Raw genomic sequence first — 21,434 nt, 5'->3', positions numbered from 1 at the left:
TCCAGCGGTGAAGCCCCGACCGTGGTGCGCCATGAGAGTGGGTGAGATCACGCGAGTGTGTGCTGGCTGAAAAGACGCAAGGAATCGCCGTGCGCCGGATGCGCGAGACCGTGAACTTCCGCGACGTCAGACAGGAATCTTGATGCTTCACTCGGCTACATCTGTCCGAAGACAACAGCGCTGGAAGGCGAGGGCGTTACAGGGCATGGCCGTGGCGGCCGCGTTCACGCTGCCGCTGGTCGTCCCCGCCCGAGCAGCCGCCCCCGCGCAAGCGGCGGAGGTCGCGGCGAAGCCGGGCAGCCCGAGCCCCGCGTTCAAGACCGTGGGGCTCAGAACACAGCTCAACTGGATGCAGGCGATGCCGGACACCATGCCGCTGGCGCAGATGTCGATCCCGGGCACCCACGAGACGATGGCCTTTTACGGCACTGCCTTTGCCGAGGCGCAGGAATTCAAGGAAAGTCCACAGAAGAGCCTGACGATGCAGTTGGACGCAGGCATCCGCGCTCTTGACATCAGGGTCCACCCGCAGGGAGGCGTGGACGGAGACCGGCTGCACATCTGGCACGGTGCGGCCGATCAGAAGGCCGAACTCGGCAGCGGGGTGCTGGGTCCACTGAGGGACTGGCTGGGAAAGCACCCCTCCGAGACGGTCCTGATGAACCTCTCCGTGGAAGGCACCGTTGACCCGTCCTACTGCCCGGGTCAGGACACCGCCAGTTGCATGTCCGGCTACTTCAAGGAATACGTCGGACCGGGCAAGCAGTACGCCAGCCTGTTCTGGGCTCCTTCCGTCCAGGGCAGCTCGCGGGCTGAAACCCCTACCCTGGACAAGGCGCGGGGAAAGGTCGTCCTGAACGTCTACCGCAACTCCGCGGGAAACCCGTATTCGGGGTGGGGACTGAACTACGGGACCGACGCCGGATACAAGGCCCAGGTTCAGGACGAGTACAAGGTCGGCACGCCCTCCGCCATCACCACCAAGTGGAACCAGGTCCAGGCCTTCCTCGCGACGACACGGACAAAGAGGGCAGGGAATCTGCCCTACTACAACTTCCTTTCCGGTACGGGGATTCCGTTCCTGACCCCGTCGGACGTTGCGGGGGGCGGCTCCACCGGCAGTGGAGACCCCACGGACCCGCCCACCTACTTCACCGGAGTCAACGAGCGGGCCCTGGGCTTCCTCCGCACGGACAGCGGTGAGAGGACCGGCGTGATGATGATGGACTATCCGGGCTACGGGCTGATCGACGAGATCATCCGGCACAACCCCACCAGCCGCGCCGGGACGGCCGTGGAGCAGAACGGCCAGCTCAACGCCTTCGTCCGGGCGTCCGACGGGAACCTGGTGCGCTCCTACCTGCCCTACGACGCGCAGGGAACGCAGGGTCCTTGGGTCCAGGAAACCGTGGGCGCCACCCTTAAGGCACCCAAAATGGCAGGCAACCCGGTTGCCACCGTACGCAATGACAAGACGGTGGACGTGTTCTACCGGAGCGACGAGGGGCACCTGATCGAGGCATGGCGCCCTCCGGGCGGCACCTGGCAGTACGCCGACTTCTCGACCTCGGGCTACGCACCCGCCACCATCGCCGGAGACCCGGCAGTCGTCAACCACAATGGGGTCATCAGGGTATTCAGCCGGAATCCCGCCAACAATCACCTGATGGAAAGCGTCCTGCCCACTCAGGGATCGACCGCGGGCAGATGGGAGAAGTGGGATCACGCGGATGTCACAGGGGCCCCACAGATCTTCAGCAGCGCTACCGCCGTCGTCCGGCAGGACAAGACGGTGGACGTCATCTACCGCACCGCCGACAACCGGGTGAACCACTCCTATCTCGCCCCGGGTTCCTCGTGGAAGCAGGAACTCATCCCCACCGAACCCCCCAAGGGCGAAGGCAAGCTGGGTGAGGTCGCGGGCGACCTCTCCGTGGTCGCCCAAGGGAGCACGATCTCCGTCTTCAGCCGGGACGCCGCCACCAACCACCTCACGGAGTCGCTGCTCACCGGCGGCGTCTGGGTCCACACCGACGTCACGGCGGAAACCAACGCGCCCGAGCTGAGCGGCAGTCCGGTGGCCGCGCTCCGTTCGGACAACACCCTCGATGTGTACTACCGGTCCAAGGACGGGCACCTCATCGAAGCGTGGCTCAATTCCGGCAGCGGCACGTGGCAGCAGTTCGACTTCTCGAATCCCGTGTACCACTACGCGCCGCCACAGATCGCGGGGGATCCGGCCATCGCGATCCGGCCCGGAAAGGTCAGCGTCTTCACCCAGAGCGGAACCGGCAGCCATCTGACGGAAAGCTGGCTCACGACATCCACCTGGACCAACTGGGACATGACCGCGGACAACAGAGCACCCGTACTGGGCTGACCTTCGAACAGCCGACCGGCGGCCGTGCCGTCCCGAACTTCGGGGCGGCACGGCCGCCTCATGGGATCGTCCGGACAAATCATCCGGACAAACGGCCCCGGTCTCCGTGTCCCTTCAGTGTCTGAATTCATCTGCCACCGGTCATCGGCGCACTCGTGCTGTGCCGGAACTCCCGTTAGGATCCGGCGGCATTCGGCAGACGGGTGCACCATTCGGCACGGGGTGGCGGGCATGACTTCTTTCGGGCGGACACTGCGGCTCCTGCGCCGACGCGCGGGCATGTCCCAGCCGGACCTGGCGGCGAAGGCGTTCGTGTCGCAGCCGACCATCAGCCGCTTCGAGTCGGGGGACCGGACGCCCGATCCGGCGCTGGCCGTACTGCTCGACGAAGCACTCGCGGCCAAAGGCGCGCTGGCCGGTCTCGTCCCGGCCGACCCGGACCGCGCCGGCTTCCAGGCCCGCAGGCCGGGTGCGGTGGACAAGACGACGATCCTCGAAGGGGAGTCGGGGCTCGTCCAGTTGCGCAAGCTGGAGGACGCGTCCTCCTCGGCGGACGTCACACCGATGGTGGCCGCGCGGACCGAGATGGCCGTCCAGGCGGCCAAGGACGCGCCCTACGCCCTGAGGGCAGCAGCGATCGGGGTGGCCGCCATGGGTACCGCGTATCTGGGCTGGTGCCACTTCCTGGCCGGGCGGTACGGGGCGGCGGAGCAGGCGCTGGACAGCGCGGTGGCCTACGCCTACGAGTCACAGGCGCCCGACCGCGTCGAGCGCACGATGAGCTACCGGGGCGTGCTGGAGCTGGTGTGGGGCAGTCCTGCCGCCGCGGCGAGCATGTTCGACGCCGCGCGTCGTGACGGCCGTGCCCACCCGGCGCTGCGCGCCTACGACAGCGGACAGCAGGCGCGGGCGCTCGCGCACGCGGGGGAAGCCCGTGAGGCCGACCGCCTGCTGCTGGAAGCCGATCGGCTGGCCGGCACGGTCGACTACTCGGACCTACCGGTGGGCGCCTACTGGTACACACCGGGATGGCTGGTCCTGCGCCAAGGCGTGGCGATGCTCGCGCTGGGCCGTACCGCTGCGGCCCAGCGCGAAATCGGACAGGGCTATGCCGCCATGCCCGCAGAACACCGGCAAGCCCACTGGGCACGACAGTGGATCGACGCGATACATGCCGACCGTGACCCGTCCGATCTGGTCCTTTCGCCACAACAGCGCGGCAAGCGGCAAGCGGTGCCGCCCCGGCGCGTGCGGGCGCGCCAGTCGTAAGCGACGCGAGGGCCGAGCCCGGGCACCGGGGCTTCAACGTCGGCTCGGCACAGGGCACCTGGGTTCCGTGGGCGCGCACCGTACCCCACGCGCCGCGGCGGCGATAGATTCACTCAGAAGTCGAGCAACGTCGCTCTACGGACCGGGCAGGTCCTCGCTGGTGAGGGAGAGCAGGGACAGGGCGCCGTCCTGGTGCCAGTCGCCCAGGGAGGCCAGGAAGCGGTCGCGCCAGGCGAGTGCGTAGAGGGGGCTCCAGCGGTCGCTCTCCCCGTACTGCGTGTAGGTGCGGCCCGGATCGACGGGGGCGTCCGTCCCCTGTCCGGTTCAGACGCCCTCCTTGGCCAGGCCAGCTAGCGGGGCCGGGTTGTCGCGGACCTGCCTGAGGATGCGTTCCCAGGCGCGGGGTGAGCCGCCGTGCCGTTCGGCGAGGGCGGCGGCGATGCGGCCGAGGACAGGCTCGGCGCCGGCCGCCTGCATCGCGCCATCTGCTGTGGCCACGCGGGGGGTCGGTCTCGTAGGCGTGGGCTTTGCGGGGGCCCTGAGGTCCGGGCCGGCGGCCGCCGCCGATTCCCGCGGCCGACGGGGTGGTCGCGGCGGTCCTCAATCGCCTTACGGGGCCGGACGCGGGTGCCGTAGAGGGTTTCTCCGCGGGGAGGTAGTCCTGGACGGCGTAGGCGTGCACGGTGCTGGCCTCGATGCCGAGGACGGCTGCGGTCTCAGCCGCGGTGAGCCGGTCCTCGGGGTGGGGGAGCGCGTTGAGCACGGGAACGGGCTCTCCGGCGAGGTAGGCCTCGGCCTGGGCCAGGTCGTAGAGCAGGAAGCGCGCCCGTCTTGCGAGGGGGTACTGCCTGGCGGAAGGCGGGTGCGTCGCGGCGGCGCCAGGTGGACAGTGGCACCCCGCAGCGGGCGGCGATGTCGGCCTCGTTGATGACCGGACGGTTGCGGGGGATCAAGGTCTGGCTCCTCCTCAGGAGGCCGGATTCGGTTCCCCGTACTTCACAATCAGATGAGCATCGTGGGCAAGGGGGCCTTGTGGGAAGCGAAATGCGCCGGGTGTGGATGGTCCGGGGACACAACGTCAAACAGAGCCGGGAGCCCGGCGCCAAGGGGATGGACCTGGTACCGGAATGGGTACGGGACGGCTTCTGCTCCGTCTCGTTCAGGGAAGTCCCCCCGATCCCCGGTGATGCCGATCACGCCGGCATCACCAAGCTCTCGCAGGAAGCGCCGACCCGCAAGAAGTACACCGGCAGCGGCGCGGTGAGAGCCAAGTCCGTACGTGCCCGTCAGCTCGTCGACTTCTGGCTGGGCATTCAGATCGGCGACGTCGTCGTGGTGACGGAGTCCGGCCGGGGCATCACGGCCGGGATCGTCGAGAGCCTTCCGTACCACGTCCACGGCGAAGCCCTGAGGAGCAAGGCCCGTCGACGCCGTGTGAACTGGCTCGCTCACGGCGACAGTTGCATCCCCCGCAGCGCCCTCACTGATCCGACCGTCGACGCGCTGAAGGGCCGGACCACCGTGTACGAACTGAAGGGGACCGCAGCCGCGGAACTCCTCAGGCAGCTCGAGGACGAGCTGGCGGACCGGGACACGGACCAGAACGACGACGCCGTACGACGTGCCGAGCGCCTGGTGAACGTCCCGCTCCGCAACGCGGCAGCGCGCAAGTTCATCCTGGACCGCAGCGGAGGCGAGTGCGAGAACCCGCGGTGCGCACTGCCCCGCCTGCCGGATGTGACTGATGCCGGACTGGCCATCCTCGAAGTGGACCACGTCGTCCCCCTGGGTGAGGACGGACCGGACCGGCTGGAAAACATGATCGCGCTCTGCCCGAACTGCCACGCACTGAAGACCCGCGGAAGCGAGCGCAAGAAACTGACGAAGAAACTGGCGAAACGGGCCGCGAAACTCCATGCGCGCTCCTTCCCCGGCGGCTCGTTGAGCTGACCCTCCGGGCACACAGAGCAGAGGCACGCTGTCCATGACCACACGGCCGACCGCACGGGTGAGGACCAGGCCCGGTACAGACCCCTGTCGTGGCCCCGGGCTTCAGGATGGACGCCCTGGTGGAGGTCCATGACATCCTGCGGCGAGCGTGCGGCGGCGACGCGGCTGCTGCAAGGGTCCTGGACCTGATCGAGGGGTGTTCCTTCCATCGGCTGCTGTTGATGCAACCGATGCGGCGTGCACCGAGGCCGAGTTGAGCGCTGCGGCAGACGCGCTGCGTCGGCAGAAAACACCGCAGCCCTCACCGTTTGCCTCGGCCGACAGCCACTCAAGGCCATCCCGGAAACCTGCGGCAGTCCTTACAAAGCGGAGAGAAGACAGCCAAGAGGATGAACGAGGCCACACTCCAGGAACTATCAGAGACTGCACACGCGTGGGCACTCGAATGGAGTGAGGAGCATCCGCGAGATCTGCAGGTCGTTTTGACGACCGGTGACGCAGGAATGCAAGCCCTGTACGGTCCCGGCGTGGGTTCCAGATCGAAGCCCACTTTCCTGATCACCCTGCACGGCGACTTCTCGCTGCTCACGGCTTCGGGCATGTCACGGAACGGCGCCTGGGCCGCTCTGTTCATTCCGGTCGAATCAATGCGCATCACCGGGCACACGGTGTGTCCTGCCGGGGACATCCCACCGCACAGGCTGGAGGATCTGGGGCAGGTCTTCGCCCTATGATCTGGGATCGTTGCCCTGACCACTGGTGACGGGCCCGTACTCGGGGGCCTGGCGCTGGACGCCTACGTCCTGCGCGCGCTGCGCCGCCAGGCCGCCCTGGACGCTGGAGCCCGGCTCGGCGCGCTGGGCCTGGAGGACGACCTGTGCGGTGAGGGCGACAGCCTGCGAAACGCGGCGAGGTCTGGCACCTCACCGACGCCCGCGAAGTCCTGCTCGTGTCCCTGGACGGCCTGGAAAATGCCTACAGCGCGGTCCTGGCCATCGTCCTGCACCCCACGGGGCGCTACCCCGACACCGCGATGTCGGTGACCCTCGTCGATCCGGTGGATCGTACGGCCGTGGCGGTGAACCTTCAGCAGCTGTGCGCGGCCCGGTTCGACGGGGCGAAGCTTGCTGGGGGCGGTGGACCAGGCGCCGTGCGCTGTCCTCGCCCTCTGATCGCTACCTGCCGTGCGGCGGGGCGGTGTTGCGGCCCGGCCGCGCCCACCCGGCAGGTGTCCAGCACCCTCCTCAAGGGCCTGACGAACACCACCACCACCGTGATCTCCGAGGCCGTCACCGTCGACGGCAAGCGGCTCGCCAGGCCCAAGCGGATCATCGCCCCCACTTCGGCCGTAACCGTGGCCGCCTGCGAGGCGAACCCCGCGACCAGGGGCTGCCGCGTCCTGGAATTCGGGTACGCCACCGCCACCACGGCCACCGGTACGCAGACCGACGACCAGTTCGGCGACTTCGCGGGCCAGGTCCGGGAACTCCGCCTGTGGGCGTCCGCGCCCGGCGCCGCCTCCGGCACGGCGATCGCCGTGACGTCCTACCGCTACGACAGCAACGGCAGCCTGCGGCAGGTGTGGGACCCCCGCCTCTCCAAGGCCGGTGAGCACCAGTACGCGTACGGGGCCGGCCGTGTGACCAGGCTCCAGCCCGCCGGGCAGCTCCCCTTCACCTTCACCTACGGCAACGCCGGCGACGGCCCCGTTCCCGGCGACGGCATGCTGCTCAAGGTCTCGCGAGCCGCGCTGGTACCCGGCAGCGTCGACCAGCAGCAGGGCTCCGCGAGCGCCTCCGTCGTCTACGGCGTACCGCTCACGGGCGGCACCGCCCCGTACGCGATGGGCGCCACGGACACGCGGGCGTGGGGGCAGAGCGACCTCCCCACCGACGCCACCGCCATCTTCCCGTCCGACTCCGTCCCCGCCTCCCACTCCGGACCGCAGCTCACCGCGTCCGCGTACCAGCGCGCGACCGTGCATTACCTGAACGCGTCGGGACGCGCGGTGAACTCGGCCGACGCCGGCGGGCACATCTCGGCGACCGAGTACGACCGCTTCGGCAACACCGTCCGCGAGCTGACGCCGACGAACCGCACCCTCGCCCTGGGGACCACCGCCGCCGAGCGCGCGACCCTGCGGGACCTGGGCATCGACGGACGCTCTGCCGCCGAGCGGGCGCGCCTGCTGTCCTCCCTCTCCCTGTACGACCCGACCGGCATGCGGGAGACGGAGACGTTCGGCCCCCTGCACCGTGCCGATCTGACGCGGGACCTCAAGGACGGCACCACCGTCCTGGTGCGGGCGAACACCCCCGTCGCCGCGCGTGCATGGACGGTCAAGGAGTACGACGAGGGCCGGCCAACCGACGGCAGCGCCGCCGTGAGCAACCAGGTCACCCTCACGATCAGCGGCGTCCGCGTCCGTGACCACGACTCGGTCATGGGCGAGAAGCGGCTGAACGAAACCCAGTACGACTGGGTCAAGGGCCTTCCCACCCTGAAGATCCAGGATCCCGGCGGTCTCAACCTGGTGACCGGCACCACGTACGACGCCGAAGGCAGGGTCACCGGCACCCGGCCGCCCGGTGGCACGGGACAGGGCGCGGCCTCCAGGGTCATCGCCTACTGGTCCGCAACGGGTACCGGCTGGTGCAAGGGACGCCCCGAGTGGGCGGACCAGGTGTGCTGGACCGGACCGGCGGGTGACATCGTCGGCGGCGGCTCCAACCCCGTCAAGGTCGAGGACTCCACGATGGAGTACGGCCTCTACGGCCAGCAGTCCAAGAGCGTCGACACGGCGAACGGGGCCACCCGTACGCTTTCGGTGGTCTTCGACGCCGCGGGCCGGCAGACCACCACCACGATGAGCGGCGGGCTCGGGCAGGCGGTGCCGACCAGCACCATCACGTACGACCCCGCCGGCGGACAGCCGGTCACGGTGACCTCCCCGACCGGCGGCACCATCAGCAGGCAGTACGACAAGCTGGGCCGGCTGATCTCGTACACCGACGCGGACGGCGGCACCACCACCATGCGCTACGACGCGCTGGACCGCCCGCTGACCATCACCGACAGCGCCCCCTCGACTCGGACGTTCACCTACGACACGGCGATCGAGCCCCGCGGCATGGCGACCAAGCTCGTCGACTCCGTCGCGGGCACGTTCACCGCCACGTACAACGCGGCCGGTTCGATCGCCGCCGAGCAGCTGCCCGGCGGCTACACCCTGCGCCAGACGGAGAACACCCTCGGCATCACGGCCGACCGGGTCTACACCCGCGACGCGGACGGCGTCGTCGTCTACTCCGACGCGGTGACGCGCGCCGTCGACGGGAAGGTGACCACCCGCACCAGGGGCGCCACCAGCCGTGACTACACCTACGACGGAGCAGGTCGCCTGACCGTCGCGGAGGAAACCGCCGACTCGGTGTGCACCCGCCGCGCCTACGCCTTCGACAAGCGCAGCAACCGCACCTCCCTCACCACGACCGCCGCGCAGCCCGGTCTCGCCTGCACCACCACCGGAGGCACCACCCGCACCCGCACCCACACCTACGACAGTGCCGACCGCCTCGTCGACCCCGGCTACGCCTACGACGCCTACGGCCGCACCACCGCCCTGCCCGGCGCCACCATCGACTACTACACCAACAACCTGGTCCGCCGTCAGACCGCCGGCACCAAGCGCCAGACCTGGGAACTCGACGCGGCCCTTCGCTTCCGCAGCTGGACCACCGAGACCAACAGCGGCGGCACCTGGTCCCAGACCGGCGCCAAGGTCAACCACTACGCCAACGACACCGACAGCCCGAGCTGGATCGTGGAGGACGGCACCGGAGCCGTCTCCCGCAACGTCGCGTCACTGAGCGGCGGCCTGGCCGCCGTCACCGGCAAGACCGGCGGCACCGTCCTCATGCTCTCCAACATCCACGGCGACATCGGCGTGCAGCTCCCGCTGGACGCCTCGCAGAGCCCCGTGGCCCTGGAGAGCGACGAGTACGGCAACATCCGGACCGGCTCACCGGCGGCCCGCTACGGCTGGCTCGGCGCGTTCCAGCGCTCCAGCGAGACACCGACGAACACCCTGCTCATGGGCGCGCGGCTCTACTCACCCGGCACGGGGCGCTTCCTCAGCGTGGACCCTCTGCACGGCGGAAGCTGCAACTCCTACGACTACGTGTGTGCCGACCCGGTGAACACCTACGACAACGCCGGTACCGCGAGCTGCAAGACCGTCTCGCGCACGTACAAGCTCTACGAAGGAGCTGTGCGCATCCAGCTGGGCACCATCTCCATGCAGGCCGAGTTCTGCCTCAACAGCAAGGGAAACATCAGCAGCTCCTGGGCGTGGACGAGCGACGACGAGAGCGGTGTCGCCTCGGTCCTCGGCTGGAAGATCCAGTTCCACGGGGCGGCCCGCAACGCCCGGAGCTCCACCTATCATGAGTGGGGCGACTCCGGCATGGCCCAGGTCTGCGCATTCAAGATCTTCTTCGTCTGCGGCTACCAGGAACGCTTCGCCGTCACGGTCGCGTACTTCCGCAACGTCCAGGGCCCCGGCCTGTCCGGCCACCGGCGCTACTCCACCAAGTGGCGCGCCTACTGCACCAACAGGCACTGCGCGCTGCGCTTCTCCTAGAGGCGCGGCGAAACCGGACGACCCACCACCACGACAAGGAGTGAACGGATGCCAGGAAGACGCTTCTGGGGCCTCATCGTCCTCACCTCTACCACCGTCTTCTCCGCCATCGGCTACGTTCTCAACGACTCTAGCCCAAGTGGCCCCTGGGGCCTCGCGGGGCTGATCTGCGGCCTGCTCACGGTTCTCGTGATCAGCAGACTCCAGAAGGAGTAGAGAAGCCGCGGTACGGCCATCCGGATTAATTCCGGGTGGCCGTACCGGATGGGGGGAAGTCCCTGGGATGTCGACAGACTCTCGCCTGAAGCACGATGCTGTCGGGCAATTCGAGGGCTTGCGTGACGTGACGTCGGTTTCCAGGACCCGGTTGTGGCCTTGTAGACCGGTGTTGTCGTTTGGGGTGGGTGCGGGTGTCGTTGCGGCCGGGCGGGGCCCGAGAAGGGCTTTGCGGAAACAGTGCGGGTGGCGCGAGCTGCGTTCCCGAAGGGAAGCTTCGCTATCCCCTGGGACCAGTACGGCACACCGGTCGGACATGCACCTGCGCGAACGTAACCCGCCCGACACCCAAGCCGCGCTGCGCGCCTACATCCAGTCCACGGGCAGCGGCCCGGCACGGTGCGCGGGCCTGGGTGTGGGTGAGGCTTGGTGAGGGTGTGTCATCACCAGATCGCCGGGCGGCGACTGCCGGGCGGTGAGCAACGACGCAGTCCGTTCCGTCCACTCCCGCACCGTCACTGCTTGCTCGATGCGGTTGACGATGTCCTTCTTGGACGTCGTGTCCAAGGTCTCCGGGATCTTGTCGAAGGTGTCGGGAAGGACGTCGAGGAGACCCCAGATCTGTTCGCTGGTGCTGACGGTCAGCAGCTGCTGGCACCTCCACTGCAGCGGCACCTCGGGACGGTGCGTGAGCCGCTGCACGAGCGTCGGGAACAGGTAGTGCGTAGCCTGTGCGGCGAGGTGCTCTCGTAGCCAGTCGACCGGGAGCCGTTGGCTGAACCCATGCAGGGCGGCCTCCTGGGCCAGGTCCAGGAGCTGGGCGGTGTCGACGGCCCGGACGGTGCGGGGAAGGACCGGGGTCATGCCGCAATGATGCCGATGAGCCCCTGCGGGGCCGAGCGGTCAGCCGGGCCGGGCGATCTGGCCACGAGCAGACACTCAGGATCCGATTCGCCCGGCGGTGAGCTCTCTCTCCCCCCCCCGGCGACCCGACGCGGCGTCACATCCGTCTGCCGCCCTCCTTGATCCACTCCCACTTGATGAAGCAGACCACAAAAGGCGAGAAGAACATCGCAAGCAGCCACAGGCCCGTGCTTGCCGGTGAGTAGACGTAGTACTGCCACGCCGCAGGCAGCAGCGACGGCGCGAGTGCCAGCATGACCAGTGCGGCCCAGACAGCCAGTGTTACGGCCGCCATGCGTGCTATCACCATTGCTTTCGCGGGCACCAGCACGAGCAGTGCACCCCCAACGACCAGCACCACGGCTGCGGTGCGTGCCACGGTCATTGCTTCGTCCCCCCCTTCTTTTCTGCCGTCGTCACCGGCCACGTCGGGGCCGGCATTGAGGTCCTGATCAGCGGCCCCACGGACACCGGTGGCTGATGCCGTTGAACAGATTCCGGCAGCGTTTCTAGCCGGGCTCCGTGCGGTGCAGGTAGTAGAGCTCTGCGGTGTCGGGGTCGCCCGCCAGGTAGTACGGCTGGAGCCCCTCGTCGGTGCGGTCCATGCCGAACTTCCACGTGTACTCGCCCAGCGGAGTCCGGGGATCCCCGAACACGTCGGTGGCCGGCCAGTTCTCCAGCCGGGTCACCTTGGTGATGGCGACCTTCACCGCGGGCGCTGCCGCGATGGTTTCCCCGCTGCCGCTCTCGATGAGGCGCCAGGTCCCCATGCCCGTCATGGACCACCGGTCGTCGAAGTCCCAGTCCTCACCGCGCAGCTGCCGCACCTCGGCATCACCGTCGGCTTCGAGAACCACCACCGCGCCTCCGCCACCCGACCATGTGCCGACGAGCTCCCCGGGAGAGGCATCGTCCACGCTGGGCAGCGGGAAGAACCCGCAGCCGCCGGCCGTCACCGCAACAGCCGCGCACAGCCCGGCCCACCTGGCCCACCCAGTCCTTGCGATCGTCGTACGCACCATGCCTCCGCCCGTCGAACTACCCGCCCCGACTACGGCTTTGAACACGTTCAGACTACTCCGGTGCGCTCAGCGGACCGTCTCCACCCCACCCTGTTCCCGCCGGACACAGGGCCGTAGGAACTCCGCTGGAACAGCCGGTCCGTGCAGGCCAGCGGCCGCCGGACACATCGGCACTGACGCTGATCCAGCGCAAGGTTCACGAGCCCGCCCGGCTATCGCTTGGCCAGGCATGGGTGGAGGCGCAGCCGGGCGCGAGAGAGGCGGGGCCTTCGGGCAAGTGAGCTCCCCGCAGCGTGGTACCGGGGGACCGGTCATATGGGCCGGACCGTACGAGGGGGGATCCGGGATGGGTGAGTTGCGAAGAGCGCGGCTGGCGGCGGCCGTTGCTGTCACCTGTGCGACGGTGGCCGGTGCGGTGGTGGGTGTGCCGTCGACGGCGGTGGCGAAGCCGATCGCCGCGCCCGCCGACTTCAACGGCCGCGGTTTCCAGGATCTGGTGGTGCCCGCGCCGACGGCCACGGTCGGCGGGAAGCATGGCGCGGGGGCGGTCGCGGTCCTCTACGGATCGCGGAACGGTGTGTCCGCCGCGCGCAAGGCGGTGTTCACGCAGAACACCCCCGGAGTGCCGGACACGGCTGAGGCCAAGGACCTCTTCGGCGGTTCGACGGCCTTCGCCGATCTCGACAAGGACGGCTACAGCGATCTGATCGTGGGGGCGTCGGGCGAGGACGTTGGCAGGTTCACGGATGCCGGTTCGGTCACGGTGCTGTGGGGCGGCAGGCGCGGCCTGTCCGGGGCCCGTCTGCTCCCGGTGCCGGCTGACCCTCACCGATCACGCTGATCTTGCTGACCTGACAGCCGACGGGACCAGTCGCGTCAAAGCTCCCTGACCAACAGCGAATACAGCAACATGTCCCGGCGTTCGTTCCCGACCTGCTGCCAGCTCCGCAGCAGTCCTTCGCGTTGGAACCCCACGCGTTCGGCAGTGCGCACAGAAGCCGTGTTCCACGGTTCCACGCACAGCTCGAGTCGAGGAATCCGCAGGTCACCCAGGGCCCAAGCGGTGACTGCCCCGAGTGCGGCCCCGGCGGCACCCTGACCACGCGCCGACTTGACGATCCAATAGCCGAGCGAGGCGCGGCCCTGGCCAACATCCTTGAGCCAGAGCCCAACATTCCCGACCGGTCGACCATCAGCGGTCACGATGACGAACGGATACCCCGACCCCGCGGTCGCCCGGCCCCACTGCCGCTCAACGAACGCGATGCCCGCCGCCTCGGAATACGGCGACGGAACCGTCGTGATCAACGGGATGTAGTCGTCCTCCGACGCCTCACGGACAAGCTCAAGATCCGCAAGACCCCACGGGCGAAGCGTGAACCCCCCGCCAGCAGCGAGCTCAGGCACGTCAAGCGGTTCTTCCATGCCCACATCCTGCCGTGATCCGCGATCCTCCGCACCCAGGCATCCGCGTCGGCTTCGAGCCCTTCACGGGCGGCGTGTATCTCCAGAACTGCCACTTGCAGCGCCCCGAGGACCTCCTTGCCGAACGCCGAGGGGAGTTGGACAGCGATGGACAGCACGCTCAACATCGCGACGGCAGTGCGGACTTCTCTCGCGTGCGTGGTCACCAGTGTCTGCACAGCGGTAGGGCGTGGTGGCTCGGCTCCGTCAGAAGGTGAGACCGGAGCGGGCGGCCAGGCCCCGCAGTTCGGTCGTGGTCCGGCCCGAGACGAGAAGCCCCTGGGCCATGGTGCGTGCGGCAGGCCGGGTGTGGGTCTCCTGCGGTGCGATGCGCTCGGCGCACAGCAGGGCTCGTACGGATTCATCGCGCCGGCCCCAGGCGGCGTAGGCGGTGGCCAGGTCGCAGTAGTAGCGGGCCTGCCGCTCGACGGTGGGCAACTGCTGGGGGACCAGGTCCCTGGCGGCGTTCAGGGCGCTGCCGGGGTTTCCGGCTCCGCCCCGACCAGGCCTCAAGGTCACTGCGGAATCCCGCAGCCTGCCTTCGCGGTGGCGCTCAGATGCGAGAGTTGCGCAGCGACTGCCACACCGCACCGGTCAGCGCCCGTGTCGCACGTGGGACCGACAGATGCTCGTGCTCGCGGTACAGGGCCCAGTTGTACTGCACGAGCGACAGTTTGTTCGACGACAGCGATCCCGCCTGCTGTGCCCTGTACACCGCGAGCGGCTCAGCCAGGCCCCTGGCGTCCGCACCGTCCCGCATGATCGACAACCACAGGGCGTAGTCCTGGCGCTTGCGCATCTCCGGCATCAGTCTTGTGCCCAGGACACCGCGGTCGTACATGGTGGTGAGCGCGCCGATGTGGTCCCGGACCAGCATCGCCTGGTAGTCCACGTGCTCGCGCGCACGGACCACCCGCCCGTTGGGGACCCAGTCGGTGCTCTCGCCGTCGTGGGCGGCGTCCATCTTGAAGTACGACGTGAAGGTCAGCGGCGCACTGCCGGCCGCGGCGAAGGCGAGCTGCTTCTCGGTCTTCTCGGGAAGCCACATGTCATCGCTGTCGAGGAAGGCGATGTAGTCACCGCGGGCCCGCGCGATCGCCAGGTTCCGGGCCCGGCCCGCACCGCCCTGCTCGGGGGCCGGCTCCGGAAGGACCCGCTCGTCCTGCGCGGCGAACTCGCGCAGCAGGTCCATGGAGCCGTCGGTGGACCGGTCGTCGGTGACCAGCAGCTCTAGGTCGGTGTGGGTCTGGGCGAGGACCGACCGGACGGCTGCGCCGAGGGTGGCCGCCGAGTTGTAGACGGGCATCACGACAGACACCAGAGGCACAGTGCTTCTCCTTGCCAGAACCGAAGGCCCCCATTCAAGCACCGCATCCGAGGAGGATCAGACATGCGCGTCGTTGTCGCCGGCCAGGGCTACGTGGGATTGCCGCTGGCAGTACGTGCCGCCGAGACGGGGCACCGCGTCACCGGCTACGACGTGGACCGTGCCCGCGTCCAGCAGCTGGCCGCCGGTGTCTCGTACGTGCAGGACGTGTCCTGCGCGAGGCAGCGTGCGGTACTGGCGAGCGGGGCCTACCGCGCGAGCGCCGACGCCGCCGCACTGGCGGGGTTCGACGTCGCGGTGATCACCGTGTCGACCCCGCTGCGGGACCGCGTGCCCGACCTGACGTACGTGGAGGCGTGCACGCGGACGCTGGGCGAGTACCTGCGTCCCGGCGCGCTCGTGGTCCTGGAGTCGACGAGCTACCCCGGGACCACCGAGGAGGTGCTGCTGCCGGTCCTGGAGAAGGCTTCGGGTCTCACCGGCGGCACAGACTTCCTCCTCGGGTTCAGCCCCGAGCTCCTCGGGTTCAGCCCCGAGCGCATCGCCCCGGGGAACAGACGGTGGCCGTTCGAGGAGACTCCGAAGCTGGTGTCGGGGATCGACGCGGCCTCGCTGGATGCGGTCAGGGGTCTCTGCGACCGTCTGTTCCACAACACGGTGCCGGTGTCGGGCGCCAGGGTCGCGGAGATGGCCAAGCTGATCGAGAACGTCTTCCGGTTCGTCAACATCTCCCTGGCCAACGAACTGGCCACGCTCGCACGACCGCTGGGCGTGGACATCTGGGAGGCGATCGCCGCGGCCGCGACGAAGCCCTTCGGCTTCATGCCCTTCATCCCCGGCCCCGGCGTCGGTGGGCACTGCCTGCCCGTCGACCCGATGTTCCTCTCCTGGAAGATCCAGCAGGAACTCGGCACCCCGTATCGGTTCGTCGAACTCGCCGACGACATCAACCGCCGCATGTCCCACTGCGTCATCCAGCGCGGCCTACGCCCGCGACCTCTTCCAGACGCCCGGCTTCGGCGACACGGTCGACTTCGACCACATCAAGCGCCACTACTACGAGGTGCACACGGGGACCAACCCGACCGGCATCGTGCCCGCAGGCCCCGACCCGTCGGGCTGGCACGCCCCGCACCACCGCGAACGACTGGGCGGACGCCCCTTCGGCGACGGCACCCCGCCACGGGCCGCCCGATGACCGGCCCTGCGGGGTGACCGGCCCGGTTCGCGGACCGGATCGATTAGCAGGCCGGGCCCGTCGTGGCAATGCCGCATCCGGCGCGGGGCCGTGTGCGGTGCGCAGTCGTGCCGACGGGGGCGGACACCGACTCGGCGAGGCGCCGGACAGGGGGCAGCGGCGGCGTGATCGCAGGTCACGCGGGCGCCGAGAGCACTCCGTCACACATCACCGAACGTCACGATGCGTGACTGAAAGGTTTCGGCGGCCATCGCAAGATCATCTCGTGGCCGATCGAGATTACCCACATGTTCACTTGAGCTGGTTGTACTCCTCGTGAGCCAAGTTGGCCGAGATCACACGTAACCGGCACCAGAAAGTCGAAACATGACGAATCCGTTCGAGGACCAAGAAGCCAATTACCTGGTGCTGGTCAACCCGGAGGGGCAGCACTCCCTCTGGCCGACTTTCGTCGACGTCCCCGAGGGCTGGGAGGTCGCGTTCGGCGAGGCCGCGCGACAGGACTGCCTTGACTACGTGGAGCGCTCCTGGACCGACATGCGGCCCCAGAGCCTGATCGACGCCATGAACGGAAACTGACGCAGCGCTTCTCGTGGTCCGTGCCCCTCGTGTCCGCCGGAATCCGGCGCACCACGCCGGGGGACGCTCGGACCCGAGCGGAGACCGCCGCACACGCCGTACGTCTCCGCAGGCCGGCCGCCACACCGCCCGGACGCGAGCCCTGGGGCGGACCCCCGATCCCGGATCCGCCTCAGGGCCGACCGGTGGACCGCTAGGGCCTCCCGCCCTCACGCGTCCTCATTCGTCCTCACTTCCGGACGCCGGAGAGTTCACCTGATCCGCATGCGTGAAAGCGGAGAACCGCTTCAGCCGACATCGGTGAACTCACCACATCGCGCATCACGTTGACAGCGATGCGCCGACGCCCTCTCCGAACGGCCGCAGGAAATTCGCCACGCGCACAGCAGGCACGCAGCCGGGCACCGGAGAACCGAAGAGAGCGCCACGGCGGACGCCCTTTCCGCCGGCGGATGCCGAGTCCGCGCGGCACGGGACCTTCCGCCGATTTCTCGCTGGACACCAAGCACACGGGACATCCAACATGTCGAACCATGCCCCCATTGCCCTGACCGCAGCTCAAGAGGGCATCTGGTACGCCCAGGCGCTGGACCCGCAGAGCCCGGCCCAGAACATGGTGGACTACCTGGACATCACCGGCAGCCTGCGGCTCCCCCTGCTGGAGCGGGCGTTCGGCCAGGCGCTGGCCGAGACGGAACTGTTGCGTGCGCGGTTCGGGCAGAACGACGAGGGTCCGTGGCAGGTCGTCGAACCCCTCGTCGGCTACCGGCTGTCCGTGATCGACCTGCGGCAGGAGCCCGAGCCCGCCGCTGCCGCCGAGGCGTGGATGCGGACCGAGGCGGCCCGCCCCGCCGACCTCGAAGGCGGCAGGATCTGGACCATCGCCGCGCTCCTGGTGGACGAGGACAGGCACGTGCTCTACCTGGGGGCCCACCACATCGCGCTGGACGGCATCGGGTACTCGGTGTGGCTGAACCGGGTGGCGGAGATCTACACCGCCCTGGAGCACGGGCAGGACTGCCCGTACACGCCGTTCGCGACCCTCGAAGAGATCGTCGCCGACGACGCGTCCTACCGCGCGAGCGAGCAGTTCGCCCAGGACCGGGCGTACTGGACGGAACAGATGGAGGACGCCCCCGAGGCCGTGACCCTGGCCTCGGGGACGGCCTTCGCGTCCCGCCACTCCCACCGCAGGACCGCCGTGGTCCCGGCCGGAGCCACGCAGTCGCTCCGGCAGTTGGCCCGCGCGTCGGGCGTCGCCCTGCCCGCCCTCCTGATCGGGGCTGCCGGACTCTACGTGCAGCGGATGGCGCAGGCACAGGAGGTCGTGCTCGGACTGACCGTCACGGCACGCAAGGGAGCACGCGTGCAGGGGTCGTTGGCGAGCATGGCCCAGGCGCTGCCGCTGCGCCTGCCCATCGCGCCGGACATGACCGTACGCACCCTGGCCAGGGAGGCTTCCGCGCGGAGCCGGGGAGTCCTGCGACACCAGCGCTACCGGTACGAGCACCTGCACCGCGACCTCAAAATCGCCCGCACGGGCGGTCGCATGCACGGCCTCGTCCTCAACTTCCTCCCCGACGACCGGACGATGCCCCAGTTCGGGCGATGCGAGACCACCGCGCGCACCTACTTGGCGAACGGTGCGGTGGACGACATGACGATCCTCGTGTACGAGCGGGACACGGGCCTGCGGGTGGACTTCCTGGCCAACCCCGCCCTCTACACCGAAGAGGAGAATGCCGCCCACCAGACGCGGTTCCTGCACCTGCTTACGGCCCTCGCCCGCTTGGAGCCCGACACCCCCGTCGCCCGGCTGGACCTGGCCACTCCTGCCGAACGGCACCGCACCCTGGTGGAGTGGAACACCACCACCCGTGACGTCCCCCTCCGCACCCTTCCCGAGCAGTTCGAGGAGCAGGCCGCGCGCACCCCGGACGCGACCGCCGTCGTGTTCGAGGACACCCGGCTGACGTACGCGGAACTGAACGCCAGGTCGAACCGTCTGGCACGGCTACTGATCACCAGAGGCGTGGGGCCCGAGAGCCGGGTGGCCGTGCTGATGGACCGCTCGGTCGACCTCACGGTCGCCCTGCTGGCGGTGCTGAAGGCGGGCGCGGCATACGTGCCGATCGATCCTGGTCATCCGGTGGAGCGGGTTGCGTTTGTGGTGGCTGATGCGCGTCCTGTGCTGGTGGTGACTGCTGGCGGTGTGGGGTCGGTGGTGCCTGGTGGTGTGGTGCGTGTGGTGGTGGATGCTCCGGAGGTTGTGGAGGAGTGTGCGCGGTTCGGGGACGGGGATCTGAGCGATGGTGATCGTGGTGGGGTGGTTCTGCCGGGGCATGCGGCGTATGTGATTTATACGTCGGGTTCTACGGGGCGGCCGAAGGGTGTGGTGGTTTCCCGGGGGGCGCTGGGCAATTTTGTGGCTGTTGTGCGTGGGCGGTTGGCGCTGGGGTCTGGGGATGTTCTTGTTGCGGTGACGACGGTGGCTTTCGACATTCATGTGTTGGAGTTGTTTGTGCCGTTGGTGTCGGGTGCTCGGGTGGTGCTGGCCGGTCGGGAGACGGTGCGGGATCCGGGGGCGTTGGCGGGGTTGGTTGTGGGGTCTGGGGCGACGGTGCTTCAGGCGACGCCTGCGGTGTGGCAGGGCCTGGTGGCGGAGGCTCCGGCTGCGGTGCGTGGGTTGCGGGCCCTGGTGGGTGGTGAGGCGCTTCCTGCTGGGCTGGCCCGGCAGTTGACTGCGTCGGCGGTGTCGGTGACAAACCTGTACGGTCCGACGGAGACCACGGTGTGGTCGACGCTGGCGGACCTGCACACCGGAGACGACAACCACGTACCCATCGGACGGCCGATCGCCAACACCCGGGTGTTCGTGCTGGATGCTGCGTTGCGGCCGGTGCCGGTCGGGGCCGCGGGGGAGTTGTATGTGTCCGGGGCGGGTTTGGCTCGTGGCTATCTGGACCGGCCGGGGCTGACGGCGGAGCGGTTCGTGGCTCATCCGTATGGTGCGCCGGGTGAGCGGATGTATCGGACCGGGGACTTGGCCCGGTGGGGCTCGGATGGGCGGTTGGAGTGTCTGGGGCGTACGGATGACCAGGTGAAGGTGCGTGGTTTCCGTATCGAGCTGGGTGAGGTCGAGGCGGCGCTTGCCGCGTACCCGGCCGTTGCCCAGGCCGCTGTCGTCGTGCGTGAGGACCAGCCGGGCGACAAGCGACTGGTGGGGTACGTGGTCCCGGTGAGCGGTTCGAGCGGTGTGGACGTCGTGGACATTGCGGAGGTCCGCGCCGGTCTCTCGGCGGTGCTGCCGGACTACATGGTGCCTGCGGCGATCGTGACGCTGGACGCGCTGCCGCTCACGGTGAACGGCAAGCTCGACCGCAAGGCCCTGCCCGCCCCCGGCAGTGGCGCGGATGTCGGTGGCCGAGGTCCTGCGAATGCGCAGGAAGAGATCATGTGCGCGGCGTTCGCCGAGGCGCTGGGCCTGCCATCGGCGGGAGCGGAGGACAACTTCTTCGAGCTCGGCGGTCACTCCCTGCTCGTGACGCGTCTGGTCAGCCGCATCCGGTCGGCGTTCGGAGTCGAAGTACCGATCCGGGCCGTGTTCGAGACCCCGACCCCGGCCGCGCTCGTCGGCCGATTGACCGCTTCGGACCAGTCCCGTCCCGCGCTGGTACCGGTGGACCGCCCGGAGACGGTTCCGCTGTCGTTCGCGCAGCAACGGCTCTGGTTCCTCAGCGAGTTGGAAGCAAGGTCGGCGACCTACAACATGCCGATGGTGCTGCGCCTGACCGGTGCGCTGGACGTCGACGCTCTGCGTGCGGCGCTGCGCGACGTGGTGGGCCGGCACGATTCGCTGCGCACGCTGATCGGCACGGTGGGCGGTCAGCCCTGTCAGCGTGTCGTGGATGTCGACGCGGTCGGTGATCTGCTCACCACGGCCGACGCCGAGGGTGCCGAGCAGACAGGGGTGGCTGAGCTGGTTGCCGAGGCTGCGGGGTACCGTTTCGATCTGGCGGGAGAGGTGCCGCTGCGGGCGTGTCTGCTGCGGACCGGTCCCGACGCGTACGTACTTGTCGTGGTGCTGCACCACATCGCGGGCGACGGCTGGTCGTTGGGCCCGCTGGCCCGTGACGTGTCGACCGCGTACGCCGCCCGGTGCGAGGGCCGGGCTCCCGTCTGGCAGCCGCTTCCGGTCCAGTACGCCGACTACAGCCTGTGGCAGCGCGACCTCCTGGGTGACCAGTCCGACCGCGGAAGCGTGCTGTCCGAGCAACTCGCCTACTGGCAGCGAGAATTGTCCGGCGTTCCTGAGGAGTTGGTGCTGCCGGTGGATCGTCGGCGTCCGGTGGTGGCTTCGCATCGTGGGGGTGTGGTCGGTCTGGATGCGGATGCCGAGGTGCATCGTGCGGTGGTGGAGCTGGCTCGTGCTCAGGGTGTGACGGTGTTCATGGTGGTGCAGGCGGCTCTGGCCGTTCTGTTGC

16 protein-coding genes and 2 pseudogenes are annotated in these 21,434 nt (G+C 69.0%); 11 read left to right on the top strand and 7 right to left on the bottom strand.

Annotated features, from left to right (window positions below; translation table 11 throughout):
• The first annotated feature begins 205 nt into the window (after positions 1 to 205).
• Both ACIBNE_RS37510 and ACIBNE_RS37505 read left to right on the top strand, forming a co-directional pair.
• Positions 206 to 2,380 (top strand): hypothetical protein, encoded by a 2,175-nt coding sequence (locus tag ACIBNE_RS37510; RefSeq protein WP_399279883.1) that lies wholly within the window; start codon positions 206 to 208, stop codon positions 2,378 to 2,380.
• Positions 2,381 to 2,611: 231 nt separating this feature from the next.
• Positions 2,612 to 3,649, top strand: coding sequence for a helix-turn-helix domain-containing protein (locus tag ACIBNE_RS37505; protein ID WP_399279881.1), 1,038 nt, complete (start codon positions 2,612 to 2,614; stop codon positions 3,647 to 3,649).
• A 324-nt stretch (positions 3,650 to 3,973) separates the two neighbouring features.
• Here the strand turns inward: ACIBNE_RS37505 and ACIBNE_RS37500 are convergent, their stop codons facing one another.
• The gene (locus tag ACIBNE_RS37500) at positions 3,974 to 4,147 is read right to left on the bottom strand and encodes a hypothetical protein (protein ID WP_399279879.1); all 174 of its coding nucleotides are present in this window, start codon (positions 4,145 to 4,147) and stop codon (positions 3,974 to 3,976) included.
• A 546-nt stretch (positions 4,148 to 4,693) separates the two neighbouring features.
• On the opposite strand from ACIBNE_RS37500, the gene ACIBNE_RS37495 reads away from it, so the two are divergent.
• The 4 genes from ACIBNE_RS37495 (at position 4,694) to ACIBNE_RS37480 (ending at position 10,457) form a co-directional block, all read left to right on the top strand.
• Positions 4,694 to 5,599, top strand: a complete 906-nt coding sequence (locus ACIBNE_RS37495; protein ID WP_399279877.1) for an HNH endonuclease — start codon at positions 4,694 to 4,696, stop codon at positions 5,597 to 5,599.
• A gap of 527 nt (positions 5,600 to 6,126) precedes the next feature.
• Positions 6,127 to 6,333: a hypothetical protein gene (locus ACIBNE_RS37490; RefSeq protein WP_399279875.1), complete on the top strand. Its 207-nt coding sequence runs from the start codon at positions 6,127 to 6,129 to the stop codon at positions 6,331 to 6,333.
• 494 nt (positions 6,334 to 6,827) lie between these two features.
• Positions 6,828 to 10,241 (top strand): RHS repeat-associated core domain-containing protein, encoded by a 3,414-nt coding sequence (locus ACIBNE_RS37485; protein ID WP_399279873.1) that lies wholly within the window; start codon positions 6,828 to 6,830, stop codon positions 10,239 to 10,241.
• 48 nt (positions 10,242 to 10,289) lie between these two features.
• Positions 10,290 to 10,457, top strand: a complete 168-nt coding sequence (locus ACIBNE_RS37480; RefSeq protein WP_399279871.1) for a hypothetical protein — start codon at positions 10,290 to 10,292, stop codon at positions 10,455 to 10,457.
• Between the two features lie 366 nt (positions 10,458 to 10,823).
• On the opposite strand, the gene ACIBNE_RS37475 is transcribed toward ACIBNE_RS37480, so the two are convergent.
• From ACIBNE_RS37475 to ACIBNE_RS37465, 3 genes are all read right to left on the bottom strand, one after another.
• Positions 10,824 to 11,321, bottom strand: a complete 498-nt coding sequence (locus tag ACIBNE_RS37475) for a hypothetical protein (RefSeq protein WP_399279869.1) — start codon at positions 11,319 to 11,321, stop codon at positions 10,824 to 10,826.
• 136 nt (positions 11,322 to 11,457) lie between these two features.
• Positions 11,458 to 11,745, bottom strand: coding sequence for a hypothetical protein (locus ACIBNE_RS37470; protein ID WP_399279867.1), 288 nt, complete (start codon positions 11,743 to 11,745; stop codon positions 11,458 to 11,460).
• A gap of 124 nt (positions 11,746 to 11,869) precedes the next feature.
• Complete coding sequence (locus ACIBNE_RS37465; protein ID WP_399279865.1) at positions 11,870 to 12,220, bottom strand: hypothetical protein; 351 nt, start codon at positions 12,218 to 12,220, stop codon at positions 11,870 to 11,872.
• A gap of 508 nt (positions 12,221 to 12,728) precedes the next feature.
• Here ACIBNE_RS37465 and ACIBNE_RS37460 point away from each other — a divergent pair.
• Positions 12,729 to 13,223 carry a hypothetical protein gene (locus ACIBNE_RS37460; protein WP_399279863.1) on the top strand — a complete coding sequence of 165 codons (495 nt, stop codon included), beginning with the start codon at positions 12,729 to 12,731 and terminating at the stop codon, positions 13,221 to 13,223.
• Between the two features lie 35 nt (positions 13,224 to 13,258).
• Here the strand turns inward: ACIBNE_RS37460 and ACIBNE_RS37455 are convergent, their stop codons facing one another.
• The 3 genes from ACIBNE_RS37455 to ACIBNE_RS37445 form a co-directional block, all read right to left on the bottom strand.
• The gene (locus tag ACIBNE_RS37455; protein WP_399279861.1) at positions 13,259 to 13,807 is read right to left on the bottom strand and encodes a GNAT family N-acetyltransferase; all 549 of its coding nucleotides are present in this window, start codon (positions 13,805 to 13,807) and stop codon (positions 13,259 to 13,261) included.
• 246 nt (positions 13,808 to 14,053) lie between these two features.
• Positions 14,054 to 14,365, bottom strand: a complete 312-nt coding sequence (locus tag ACIBNE_RS37450) for a hypothetical protein (protein ID WP_399279859.1) — start codon at positions 14,363 to 14,365, stop codon at positions 14,054 to 14,056.
• Between the two features lie 34 nt (positions 14,366 to 14,399).
• The gene (locus ACIBNE_RS37445) at positions 14,400 to 15,173 is read right to left on the bottom strand and encodes a glycosyltransferase family 2 protein (protein WP_399279857.1); all 774 of its coding nucleotides are present in this window, start codon (positions 15,171 to 15,173) and stop codon (positions 14,400 to 14,402) included.
• Positions 15,174 to 15,236: 63 nt separating this feature from the next.
• On the opposite strand from ACIBNE_RS37445, the pseudogene ACIBNE_RS37440 reads away from it, so the two are divergent.
• From ACIBNE_RS37440 to ACIBNE_RS37425, 4 genes and pseudogenes are all read left to right on the top strand, one after another.
• A pseudogene (locus ACIBNE_RS37440) lies at positions 15,237 to 16,142 on the top strand (nucleotide sugar dehydrogenase); the annotation flags it as partial.
• 13 nt (positions 16,143 to 16,155) lie between these two features.
• Positions 16,156 to 16,371: pseudogene (locus tag ACIBNE_RS37435) on the top strand (glutathione S-transferase family protein); the annotation flags it as partial.
• A gap of 366 nt (positions 16,372 to 16,737) precedes the next feature.
• Positions 16,738 to 16,950, top strand: coding sequence for an MbtH family protein (locus ACIBNE_RS37430; protein ID WP_399279855.1), 213 nt, complete (start codon positions 16,738 to 16,740; stop codon positions 16,948 to 16,950).
• 523 nt (positions 16,951 to 17,473) lie between these two features.
• Positions 17,474 to 21,434: amino acid adenylation domain-containing protein (locus tag ACIBNE_RS37425; protein ID WP_399279853.1), on the top strand; the 3,961-nt coding region annotated here is incomplete at its 3' end.

Origin of the sequence: Streptomyces sp. NPDC050504, assembly GCF_044458065.1 — a bacterium.
Classification (GTDB): domain Bacteria; phylum Actinomycetota; class Actinomycetes; order Streptomycetales; family Streptomycetaceae; genus Streptomyces.
The sequence above is the reverse complement of the archived record's forward strand: the minus strand, read 5'-3'. Positions and strand labels throughout refer to the sequence as shown.